The organism is Planotetraspora sp. A-T 1434 (genome assembly GCF_025420585.1).
GTDB lineage: Bacteria > Actinomycetota > Actinomycetes > Streptosporangiales > Streptosporangiaceae > JAOEGB01.
Map to the genome: position 1 here is coordinate 23,367 of NZ_JAOEGB010000030.1, position 11,447 is coordinate 34,813.

The following is an 11,447-nucleotide window of genomic DNA, read 5'->3' on the forward strand; positions in this document are numbered from 1 at the left end:
GGAGACATCCCCTCGGAGACATCCCCTCGGACGCATCCCTCGGAGACACAGCATGTCGACCAAGCTCGCCGTACCCGACCAGGAATTCGCCCTGGTGCCGGTCACCGACCCGCGCCGGATCCAGCGCCGCTGGCTCAGCGTCGTGGCCGGAGGCCACGTCAGTGGCGTCACGTGGGGCAACCCGCCCATCCAGACCGTGCTGCTGCACGACGCCGGGCGCAGCGCGCGCTCCTTCGACCGGCTGCTGTTCGCGTTGGACCGTCCGGCGCTCGCGCTCGACCTGCCCGGTCACGGCCGTTCGAACTGGCGCAACGGCGGCGACTACGCCCCGCGCCGACTCGCCGGGGCGACCGCCGAGGCCATCAGATCGTTCGCCCCCGCCGCCCGGCTGGTCGTCGGCGCCGGGCTCGGCGCGCTCACGGCGATCGCGCTGACCATCAGGAGGCCCGAGCAGGTCGGCGCGCTCGTCCTGCTGGACACCCTGCCGGGATCGGGCGTCGGACCCGTCCCGTCCGATTCCCCCCGGTACGCGTCTCAGGAGGAGGCGCTCGACGAGCTGCGGCGCATCCGGCCCGAGGAGGCGGAGGCCGACCTGGCCGACGACGTTCGCTACGAGACCGCCCAGGAGCCGGACGAAACCTGGGCCTGGCGCCACCACCTGGGCAACCTGCCCGCCGACGCGGCCGGGAACCTTGACGACGCGACCCTGTGGGAGCCACTTGCCGCGCTGGCCGCCCGCCAGATCCCCGTCGTCCTCGTACGGCCCGCCGAGGGCGGCCGCCTCAGCGACGAGGCCGTCGCCGAGTTCCGTCGACGCGTGCCTACCGCCGACGTCGTGGCCGCTGGGGAGCCCGAGCTGCCCCAGCTGCTGCGCGACCTGCTCGACCAGATCCAAAGGAGCACCGTATGACCCACCAGATCCCCGTCGTGGACCTCGAACTCGCCCTCAGCGACGACGCACCGGCAGAGCTGCTCCAGTCCGTACGGGAGACCGCCGAGCGGATCGGCATCATCCAGGTCGTCAACCACGGCGTGCCCGAAGAGCTGATCGACGGCTTCCACGACTCCATCGGCCGGGTGCTCGACCTGCCGCGCGAGGAGAAGGCGCGGCTGGCCAGCCCGACCGGACACCCGTTCCGCGGTTGGCGGCAGTGGCCGGACGACTTCGGCCGTCTGGAGCTCGAACGCTACAACATCGGCCAGTTCGACAGCGCCGAGGAGGCCGTCGCGGCAGGCCTCTCCGAGGAGTACGCCCAGCTGTACACACACGTCAACGTGTGGCCGCCGCAGGAGCCCGGCCTGCGCGAGCTGGCCAAGAACTACCACGACGCGTCCGTGGGCGTGGCGGAGCGGGTGCTCGCCCTCTACGCGCGGGTGCTCGACGTGCCGCTGTCGACGTTCCCGATCGCGGGCCGTCCTCACTACACGACCTTCGTCGTCAACGACTACCCGACCTGGTCCTACGACGAGGCGTCCTCGGACGAGGAGAAGCTCCTGCTGCTCGAACACGCGGACGGCTCCGTTCTCACCGTGCTGCACCAGCGCGGCGACTACGCGGGGCTCCAGGGCCAGGCGCCCGACGGGAGCTGGATTCCCGTGCCGATCGTGCCCGGCGCGTTGCAGGTCTTCTCCGGCCACATCCTGACCCAGTGGACCAACGACCGGCTGACGGCGGGACGCCACCGTGTCGTCGCGGGCGGCACCGTCACCCGGCGCTCCACCGCCGTGTTCTGGCACCCGTCGCTCGACACCGTGATCGAGCCCCTGGCGCCGTTCGTCGGAGCCGACGGCACCGACTACGAGCCCGCGCTGCTGTGGGACCGTGTCAAGGACAACGTCGAGAACTACCTTCAGGTGTTCGGCCGCCCCGACCAGGTCGCCGCCTGGCGCGAGGGCCGGCCGTACGTCGCGGAACTGGCTGAGGTGTGACCGTGCCGTACAACAGGACATTCAACTGGGAGCCGAGCCGGCGCTGGGTGCGCGGCTACAAGGGCGCGGTCGCCGTGGTGGACAGCCGCGCCGCGGTCCTCGTGTGGGAGCCGGGGCATCCCGTGCCCCGGTACGCGTTCCCCGAGGCCGACGTGCGTACCGACCTGCTGCGCCCGGCCGAGAACCCGCCCGTCGGAACGCACGAGGGGGCGACGAGGTTCTTCGATCTGGTGGTGGACGGGGAGGTCGCGTACAACGCCGCGTTCGAGTACCCGGATCTCCCCGGGTATCTGTCCCTGGAGTGGTTCCAGCGGGCCGAGCCCGTGCTCGACCGCTGGCTGGAGGAAGAAGAGGAGATCTTCGTGCATCCACGCGACCCCTACAAGCGGGTCGATCCGATCCCCAGCTCGCGCCACGTGCGGATCGAGATAGGGGGCCAGGTCGTCGCCGAGTCCCACGAGCCCGTTCTCCTGTATGAGACAGGGCTGCCCACCCGCTACTACATCCCGCCGAAGGACGTGAACTTCGACCTGCTCGTGGCCACCGACACGCACACCCGGTGCCCGTACAAGGGGGAGGCGTCCTACTGGTCCCTGCGTGAGCCGGTCGAGGGCGTGCCCGCGGACGTGGCCTGGGCCTACCCGGACCCGATCCCGGCCGCCGCGGCCATCAAGGACCACGTGGCGTTCTACAACGAGGTTGTGGACATCGTGGTCGACGGGGTGAAGGAAAAGCGCCCCGCCACGCTGTTCAGCAAGCGCCTGGCCGAGGCGTAGACCCGTCCGCCCCCCGGGCCCGCCGCGTGTGGGCCCAGGGGGCGCGACAGGGCTGCCCATTTCGTCGCGGGTGTTCTGTTCGCCGACCGGCATGCATCACGTACCTCGTGAAGCACCAGTGTTCCTGTGTCTGGGAGCAGGCAGGTCGCAGTCTCGTGGTCTTGGCCCCGGCTCGGGGAGTCAGTGATCCTTGGGGTGCGCGGCTGTCCGACGCCGCCACGAAGGAGTTCAAGGTGCCCCAGGCAAGGCATCTCGACGGGCTGGAGCACCTGGCATGACGTACCTCGAGACCTGGCGGCTCAGAGCCGAGTTCGCGCGGAGGCTGTCCGACCTCTACGGCACGGAGGTGCCCGCGTACACGACGCTTGTCGACGTTTCCCAGAGGGTGAACGCGAAGGTGCTCTCCGAGCGGGGCGCCTCCGCCGAGAGGCTCGGGTCGATCGGCAGGGTGACCGCGGAGCGTCACGGGGCGATCCGGGTCGGGACGCCGGCCGAGCTCGCCCAGGTGGCTCGGATCTTCGGTGCGCTGGGCATGAGCCCGGTGGGCTTCTACGATCTCCGGGACGCCGCGCCGCGTCCCATCCCCGTCGTTTCGACGGCGTTCCGGCCGACCGCCGCCCCGGAGCTGGCGAAAAACCCCTTCCGGGTCTTCGTATCGCTGCTCGTGCCCGAGGACGGGCGATTCTTCGACGCCGATCTCACGAGGCGTCTCCACGCGTTCCTCTCACGCCGGCGGCTGTTCCCCGACGAGCTCCTGACGTTGGCGGATTCCGCGGAAGCGGACGGCGGCCTCGACACCGGCCGCGCCGCCCGCTTCCTCGATCTGGCGGTCGCGGCGTTCGCCCTGTCGGACGAGCCGGTCGATCGCGGCTGGTATCAGGAGCTCGAGGCCGTCTCGAGTGTCGCCGCCGACATCGGTGGCGTCACCACCACGCACATCAACCACCTCACCCCGCGTGTCCTCGACATCGACGAGCTCTACCGGGAGATGAGCCGCCGAGGCGTCGAGATGATCGACGAGATCCAAGGCCCGCCGCGATGGGACGGGCCCGACGTGCTGCTGCGCCAAACGTCCTTCCGCGCCCTGGCGGAGCCCCGCCGCTTCCGTGACGCGGATGGCACCGTCGGCTCTGGGGAGCTGCGCGTCCGCTTCGGTGAGGTCGAGGCACGCGGCATCGCCCTGACCACCGCAGGACGGAATCTGTACGACGCCCTGGTGGCGGAGGTGGACCGAAGGCAGCCCGGATCGACGTCGCCCCGTCAGGACGTGGCGCGGCAGGTCTGGTCGGAGCACATGCCGCGCACCGAGCGCGAGCTCGCGGCCGGCGACCTCGCCTTCTTCACCTACGAGATCGACGGCACGAGGCCCCTGGACGGCACGGCTCCCCCCGCCGGCCTCTCCCGGCTGCTCGCGGAGGGCTGGGTCGTGCCACGCCCAATCGTCTACGAGGACTTCCTGCCTCGATCCGCGGCCGGTATCTTCTCGTCCAACCTCACGAGCGCCGGGGCCGTCACGGACACCGGCGGCGGTGTCCATCGGGACGCCGAATGGATGTCCGCCGCGATCGGCCGCCGGGTCCAGGAGCCCGGTGAGCTGTACGAGGCGCAGCGCGCGGAGTCGTTGCGGCAGGTCGCGGCAGGGCTCGGCCTCGACGCGATCCACCTGCCCGGCGACGAACTCAGCTCGGTGGCAGGGGGCCGTACCGCTCACGGCGGCGTGAGATGACCCGTGATGCGGGTGGCGTGGACGCGGATCTGGTCGCGGCCCTGCGTTCGGCGGGCGTCGGAGGCGTGGACGGCTCGCCTATGCGCCGGTCGTTGTACTCCTCCGACGCGTCGCTGTACCGGATCCCCCCTCGCGTGGTGGCCGCGCCGCGTCATTTGGACGAACTGGCCGCTGTGCTCCAGGTGTGTCGCGAGCATGCCGTACCGCTGACGATGCGGGGAGCCGGCACGTCGATCGCGGGCAACGCGGTCGGGCCCGGTGTGGTGGTGGACGTCAGCCGCCACCTGAACCGCGTGCTGGAAGTGGACGCGGAGGGTGGAACGGCGCTGGTGGAGCCCGGTGTGGTGCAGGCGGAACTGCAGAAGGCGGCGGCGCGGCACGGCCTGCGGTTCGGGCCCGACCCGTCGACCCACAACCGCGCCACGCTGGGCGGGATGATCGGTAACAACGCGTGCGGGTCGCGGGCGCTGGGGTACGGCCGGACCAGCGACAATGTGCTGGGGCTCGACGTGCTGGCCGGCACGGGGGAGCGGCTGCGGCTGGGCGCGATGGACAACCCCACGGCGAGCTCGCCGCTGCTGACGGATCTGCGGGGCGTGGTGCGCGACGGCCTGGCGACGATCCGCACCGAGCTGGGGAGGTTCGGGCGGCAGGTGTCGGGCTACTCACTGGAGCACCTGCTTCCCGAGAACGGGTTCGACGTCGCGCGGGCACTGGCCGGCAGCGAGGGAACGCTGGCCTTGACGCTCGCGGCCCGGGTGCGGCTGGTGCGCGACGCCCCCGTGCGGCTTCTGGTCGCGCTGGGATACCCGTCGATGGCGGACGCGGCGGACGCCGTCCCCGCCGTCCTGCCGCACGCTCCCGTCGCCTGCGAGGGGCTGGACGCGCGGATCGTCGACGTGGTGCGTGAGCGTCGGGGGCCGGCCGCCGTCCCCGAGCTGCCGCGCGGTTCCGGGTGGCTGTTCGTCGAGCTCGTGGGGGAGGAGAGCGGCGCCGTACAGGCCGCGGCGGCCAGACTGGTCGCGGACGCCGGGGCGCTGGACGCGCGGGTCGTCACCGATCCCGTCCAGGCAGCGGCGCTGTGGAAGATCCGGGAGGACGGCGCGGGGCTGTCCGCGCGGACGCCCGACGGCGCCCCCGCCCACGCCGGATGGGAGGACGCCGCGGTGCCGCCGCAGCGGCTGGGCGCCTACCTGCGTGAGTTCGAGACGCTGATGGCTCGGCACGGGCTGACCGGCCTGCCGTACGGGCACTTCGGCGACGGGTGCGTCCACATCCGCATCGACTTCCCGTTCGACCGCGGCACCGGCGTCTTCCGCGACTTCCTGCTCGCCGCCGGCGCGCTGGCGGCCGAGCACGGTGGGTCGATGTCCGGGGAGCACGGCGACGGCCGTGCCCGGAGTGAGCTGCTGCCGCTGATGTACTCGCCGCGGGCGATCGGGCTGTTCGAGCGGGTCAAGGCCGTGTTCGACCCCGATGACCTGCTGAACCCGGGCGTCATCGTCCGTCCGGCCCCCTTCGACGCCCATGTCCGGGTCGCGGCGGCGAAGCCGTTGAGACGCGCCGAGCTGGCCACCCTCGGCCTGGCGTACCACCACGACCGGGGTGACCTGTCGGCGGCGGTGCATCGCTGCACGGGGGTGGGCAAGTGCCGGGCGGACAACAGCGCCGACGGCGGCGTGATGTGCCCGAGCTTCGCGGCCACGCGCGACGAGAAGGACTCCACACGTGGCCGCGCCCGGGTGCTGCAGGACGCGGTGTCGGGCAACCTCGGCCCGGACGGGTGGAGATCGCAGGCGTTGCACGACGCCCTGGACCTGTGCCTGTCGTGCAAGGGCTGCTCGTCGGACTGCCCGACCGGTGTGGACATGGCCGCCTACAAGGCCGAGGCGCTGCACCAGAGGTATCGGCGCCGGCTGCGTCCGCGCTCCCACTACGCGCTCGGATGGCTGCCACGCTGGGCACGCCTGGTCGGCCGCTCGGTCGCCCTGACGAGGCTGGCCAACATCGCCATGCGGTCGGAGACGCTGCACCCGCTCGTCGCCTGGAGCGCCGGGATCGACCGGCGCCGGTCGCTGCCGGCATTCGCGCAGAGCCCCTTCCGGCGCTGGTTCGCCCAGCGGTCCGTACAGCCCGGCACGGCGAAACACGGGCAACACGGGCAACACGGGCAACAGGGGGCACACGGGGAACAGGTGGAACATGGGGAACACGGGGAACACGGGGACGTCGTCCTGTTCGTCGACACTTTCACGGACGCCTTCTCACCCGAGGTCGGGCAGGCGGCCGTCGCCGTCCTCGAAGACGCCGGCTACCGCGTCACCGTCACCGACCGGCCGGTCTGCTGCGGTCTGACCTGGATCTCCACCGGCCAGCTGGACGGCGCCCGCCGGCAGGCACGCGCCACGGTCGACGCGCTGCTGCCGCATGTGCGGGCCGGTGCAAAGATCGTCGGGCTTGAGCCCTCCTGCACCGGAGTGCTACGGGCCGACACCGTCGAACTGCTGGGCGGGGAGGACGGCACAGACGCCGAGGACGCCCCGGCCCTGGTCGCCGCCAGAGAGGTCGCCGCCGCGACCCGCACCCTGGCCGAGTTGCTCGGCCAGACGCCCGGCTGGACCCCGCCGGATCTGACCGGCACCACCGGGGTCGCGCAGCCCCACTGCCACCACCACGCCGTGATGGGCTGGGCCGCCGACGCCGCCCTGCTGCGGGACGCCGGGGCCGACATCGAGCGGCTCGGCGGGTGCTGCGGCCTGGCCGGCAACTTCGGGGTCGAGCGCGGACACCACGACGTCTCCGTCGCCGTCGCCGAGCAACGGCTTCTGCCCGCCGTCCGGGCGGCCGGGCCCGGCACCGTCGTGCTCGCCGACGGGTTCAGTTGCCGCACCCAGCTCAGCACGCTCACCCACCGCACCGGCCGGCATCTCGCCCAGCTCCTGGCCGAACGCCTGCCCCGCTGAGCGCTGCTGTACGGCCGGCCGCCACGGCAAGGGCCGAAATGGTGGTGCGCGCCGGGGCCGCCGTGATCGCGATGGGGGATGCCCTGAGGCCATATCACCCCAGTTCGCGACCTATTCTGAGCCGAAGCGTCCGCCTTGGCTCTCTGTCGCCGAGGCGTCGGCTGAGCTGCAGATGGGATTTCGGATGCTCAACCCCGTTCATTTACGGACACTTGTCGCCGTGATCCGTACCGGCTCGTTCGCTGATGCGGCACGGGATCTGGGCTACACGGGCTCCGCGGTTTCGCAGCAGATCGCCGCCCTGGAGCGGGTCGTCAAGGTTCCCCTTTTCGAGCGGGCCGCGCACAGTGTGCGGCCCACGGCGGCGGCGGAGTTCCTGGCCACCCGCGCGCACGACACCCTGGCGAGCCTGAAGGCGCTTGAGGACGACATCACCGGCATGGCCGAGGGCACCGTGGGGCGCATCCGGATAGGCAGCTTCCCGACCGCGAGCGAGCGGCTGCTTCCCGAGGCGCTCGCCGCGTTCCTCACCGACCACCCGAAGGTGGAGATCCTCCTCGACGAGGGTGAGTCCGAGGATCTGGTGAACAGCCTCCAGGACGGCAGAATCGACCTCGCCCTGGTGTACCACTACGACCTGGTCCCTCGGTCCTGGCCTCGGAGCCTCCAGGCGAAACCGCTGCTGGACGAGGAGCTGATCCTGCTGCTCCCCGAGGACCACCACCTCACCACCGTGGACACCATCGTCCTGTCCGATCTGGCCACTGAGAACTGGATCTCGACCCGGGAGGGGACTGCGGGGTCCAAATGCATGAGACGGCTGTGCACCGGCAAGGGCTTCGAGCCCGCCGTGGCCATGCGCAGCAACGACTACGACGTCATCCGCAGTTTCGTGCGCTCCAGCCTTGGGATCGCTCTCGTGCCGGCACTCAGCCACGTCACCAGCGACGGGGTCTTCGCGGCCCCTCTACAGGACGTGACCGCCCGCCGCCACGTCGCCGTGCTGCATCGGGCGACGAAGTACAACCGTGCCGTCACCGGGGCCCTGCGGGCGCTCGAGCGAGCCGCGGCCGCGATCGTCGGCACCCAGCCGGGAGTGCGCCCGCCCACGCCCGGGTACGTGACGCACCCCGATGCCGGCAACGGTTGATCTCAAGCGCCATGCCGGCCGTACACGGCCTCAGACCGTGAAGTCGACGCCCTGGGCCAGGGGAAGCTCGCCCGAATAGTTGATGGTGTTGGTCGCCCGCCGCATGTAGGCCCGCCAGGCGTCCGATCCCGACTCACGGCCGCCGCCGGTCTCCTTCTCGCCGCCGAACGCGCCCCCGATCTCGGCGCCGGACGTGCCGATGTTCACATTGACGATGCCGCAGTCCGACCCGACAGCGCTGACGAACCGCTCCGCCTCCGCCTGGTCGGACGTGAAGATCGACGACGACAGACCCTGCGGGACGTCGTTGTTGAGGTCGATGGCGGTGTCCAGATCCCGGTAGCGCATCAGGTAGAGCAGGGGAGCGAACGTCTCCTCCCGCACGATCTCGCTCTGCGCGGGCATGCGGACGATGGCCGGCTCGACGTAGTAGGCATCCGGGCTCACGTCCTCCAGACGGCGTCCTCCGCCGACGAGAAGCTCTCCCCCTTCCTTGTGCGCCCGGTCGAGAGCCCCGGCCAGACTCTGGAAGGCACTTTCGTTGATGAGCGGGCCCACGAGCGTTCCCTCCGCCGTGGGATCTCCGATCGGGAGGCGCCCGTATGCCGCGACGAGACGGCGTTCCAGTTCGTCGGCGACGTCCTCGTGGACGAACACGCGGCGCATGCTCGTGCATCGCTGGCCCGCGGTGCCCGCGGCGGAGAACACGATGCCGCGTGTCGCCAGATCGAGGTCGGCCGATCGTGCGACGACCGCCGCGTTGTTCCCGCCGAGCTCCAGCAGGCACCGGCCGAACCGGGCCGCCACGCGTGGCCCCACGGCCCGCCCCATCCGCGTGGAACCCGTGGCGCTGAGCAGGGCCACGTCGGGGTGATCGACCAGTCGTTCGCCCACATCGGCTCCGCCGAGCAGGACCTGGCTGACGTGCCGTGGCGCTCCGGTCTCCTCGATCGCCCGCTGGAGAACGGCCTGGCAGGCCAGAGCGGTCAGCGGCGCCATCTCGGACGGCTTCCAGACCACCGGGTCGCCGCACACCAGAGCCACCGCCGCGTTCCACGACCACACGGCCGCCGGGAAGTTGAAGGCGCTGATGACGCCCACGACCCCCAACGGGTGCCAGGTCTCCATGAGCCGGTGACCGGGACGCTCGGACGGCATGGTCTTCCCATAGAGCTGACGGGACAGCCCGACGGCGAACTCGCAGATGTCGACCATCTCTTGCACTTCGCCGAGCGCCTCAGAGACGATCTTGCCTACTTCGAGGCCGATCAGGGTTGCGATGTCCTCCTTGTGCTCGACGAGCAGCTCGCCGAGCCTGCTCACCAGCGCTCCGCGCACAGGTGCGGGGGTCTCCCGCCAGATGAGGAAGGCTTCCCGGGCGCGCGACACCGTCTCGTCGACGGCATCGCCGTCCACCCACGTGACCGGCAGCAACTCCGCACCGTTGATGGGAGACCGTGAGGAATGGGCGCCGCGCAACAGCGCGGGGTCCACGCCACAGCGCTCAAGGGCGCGCCGGGCCTCTTCGCGGAGCCGGCCGGGCGTGGGCAGGGGGGCGGTTGACAAGGTGGCGGGCGAGGCGGTGGGCGAGGACGGGGTCACAACAGTTCTCTCAATCTATGGTTATGCGAATCCGGCCGGGGGAGCCGAGTTTTGTCACGATTTCTGACCTCGGAGCCGGGCCCGTACGAGGCGCCGGGCTCGGGCTCGGCTCATGCCACGGGCTGCTTGGCGTGTTCCCCGATGGCGGTCCGGCCACGCAGGCGCATCGCCGCCAGCACTCGCTCCTGGGCGATCTGCCGAGCCGCGACGTGCGGCGTGGTGCCGCGCGTGCTGCTCTCCAGCAGGACCGTCGCGGCGTTGCCGCGGATCTTCGCGGATATGTGCGCGAAGATCTGAGCGGGGTCGGTGGCGAACGCCGAGTATCGGTTGTCCATGGAGAACGCGGCGGCGATGACCCCTCCCGCGTTGGCGATGAAGTCCGGAACCACGGAGACGCCGCGCGCGGCCAGCACCTCCAGGGCCGGACCGGTCGTCGGCATGTTCGCTCCCTCGACCACCAGGGAGGCCGTCGTCGACCGGGCCACGTCCACATCCACCACGTCCTGGATGGCCGCGGGGACCAGGATGTCGCAGTCGAAGGCCAGCGCGTCGCCGGTCGGTCTGACCCCGCCGTACTCCCGCACACACCCGTCGCCCGCCTCGCCGCGCAACTGCAGAAGCCGGTTCAGGTCCAGGCCGTCAGGATCGTGCACGGAGCCGACGGACGTGGACACCCCGACAACCGTGGCTCCCAGGGCGCGGAACCGCTCGGCGGCCGCCGCGCCCACCGCGCCGAAGCCCTGAATGACGACCCGGGCGCCCTTCATCGTGACGCTGAGGGTCTGGGCCGCGGCATCGGCCGCCTCCGCGACGCCGAAACCGGTGACCCCGAGCTCGTCGTAGGGCACTCCTCCCAGCGCCGTGGGAAGGCCGACCGCCGCTCCGCGATCTCCGAGCTCGTCGACGAAGATCGCCGCGTCCTTCTCCGAAAGGCCCATATCCAGGCCGAAGACGTACTCCTTGGGCACCTCGTTGGAGAGGGCCCGCGCGAAGGCCCGCAGGAGTTGCTCCTTGTTCGCCGCATTGGGGTCTCCCACGAGGCCGGCCTTGGCACCGCCGTAGTAAAGATCCGCGGCCGCCCATTTCCACGTCATCGTGCGCGCCAGGCGAGCCACCTCGTCAACGGACAGCGTGGGACTCATCCGGGTGCCGCCTTTGCCCATGCCGCGAGCGGTGTTGTCCAGGACGAGCACGCCCTTCATCCCGGATTTGCGATCCGAGACGCAGACAACCTTCTCCGGACCCCATTCATCCATGAGCGCGAGGACGTCCGTCACAGTTCTCCTTAGGTCATTGTGATG

The 11,447-nt window shown here is 71.1% G+C and carries 8 protein-coding genes; 6 read left to right on the plus strand and 2 right to left on the minus strand.

Annotated features, from left to right (window positions below):
- Window positions 1–52: 52 nt before the first annotated feature.
- The 6 genes from N5079_RS29990 (at window position 53) to N5079_RS30015 (ending at window position 8,544) form a co-directional block, all read left to right on the plus strand.
- Entirely contained in the window at window positions 53–910 is an 858-nt protein-coding gene (locus tag N5079_RS29990; RefSeq protein WP_261587523.1) for an alpha/beta fold hydrolase, read from the plus strand.
- Window positions 907–1,929: a 2-oxoglutarate and iron-dependent oxygenase domain-containing protein gene (locus N5079_RS29995; protein WP_261587524.1), complete on the plus strand. Its 1,023-nt coding sequence runs from the start codon at window positions 907–909 to the stop codon at window positions 1,927–1,929. Before N5079_RS29990 ends, N5079_RS29995 begins: the two co-directional genes overlap by 4 nt.
- Before the next feature lie 2 nt (window positions 1,930–1,931).
- Complete coding sequence (locus N5079_RS30000; protein ID WP_261587525.1) at window positions 1,932–2,705, plus strand: DUF427 domain-containing protein; 774 nt, start codon at window positions 1,932–1,934, stop codon at window positions 2,703–2,705.
- Window positions 2,706–2,979: 274 nt separating this feature from the next.
- Window positions 2,980–4,431, plus strand: a complete 1,452-nt coding sequence (locus N5079_RS30005; RefSeq protein WP_261587526.1) for a VOC family protein — start codon at window positions 2,980–2,982, stop codon at window positions 4,429–4,431.
- A complete protein-coding gene (locus N5079_RS30010; RefSeq protein WP_261587527.1) occupies window positions 4,428–7,394 on the plus strand; it encodes an FAD-binding and (Fe-S)-binding domain-containing protein in 2,967 nt (988 codons plus the stop codon). Before N5079_RS30005 ends, N5079_RS30010 begins: the two co-directional genes overlap by 4 nt.
- 184 nt (window positions 7,395–7,578) lie before the next feature.
- Window positions 7,579–8,544 (plus strand): LysR family transcriptional regulator, encoded by a 966-nt coding sequence (locus tag N5079_RS30015; protein ID WP_261587528.1) that lies wholly within the window; start codon window positions 7,579–7,581, stop codon window positions 8,542–8,544.
- Between the two features lie 30 nt (window positions 8,545–8,574).
- Here the strand turns inward: N5079_RS30015 and N5079_RS30020 are convergent, their stop codons facing one another.
- Together N5079_RS30020 and N5079_RS30025 are read right to left on the minus strand one after the other, a co-directional pair.
- Window positions 8,575–10,110, minus strand: a complete 1,536-nt coding sequence (locus N5079_RS30020; RefSeq protein ID WP_261587529.1) for an aldehyde dehydrogenase family protein — start codon at window positions 10,108–10,110, stop codon at window positions 8,575–8,577.
- A 146-nt stretch (window positions 10,111–10,256) separates the two neighbouring features.
- Entirely contained in the window at window positions 10,257–11,423 is a 1,167-nt protein-coding gene (locus N5079_RS30025) for a Glu/Leu/Phe/Val family dehydrogenase (RefSeq protein ID WP_261587530.1), read from the minus strand.
- Window positions 11,424–11,447: the final 24 nt, after the last annotated feature.

Coding starts and splice junctions, on each gene's coding strand:
- N5079_RS29995 (WP_261587524.1), top strand. CDS start 907: ATGACCCACCAGATCCCCGTCGTGGACCTCGAACTCGCCCTCAGCGAC.
- N5079_RS30015 (WP_261587528.1), top strand. CDS start 7,579: ATGCTCAACCCCGTTCATTTACGGACACTTGTCGCCGTGATCCGTACC.
- N5079_RS29990 (WP_261587523.1), top strand. CDS start 53: ATGTCGACCAAGCTCGCCGTACCCGACCAGGAATTCGCCCTGGTGCCG.
- N5079_RS30005 (WP_261587526.1), top strand. CDS start 2,980: ATGACGTACCTCGAGACCTGGCGGCTCAGAGCCGAGTTCGCGCGGAGG.
- N5079_RS30010 (WP_261587527.1), top strand. CDS start 4,428: ATGACCCGTGATGCGGGTGGCGTGGACGCGGATCTGGTCGCGGCCCTG.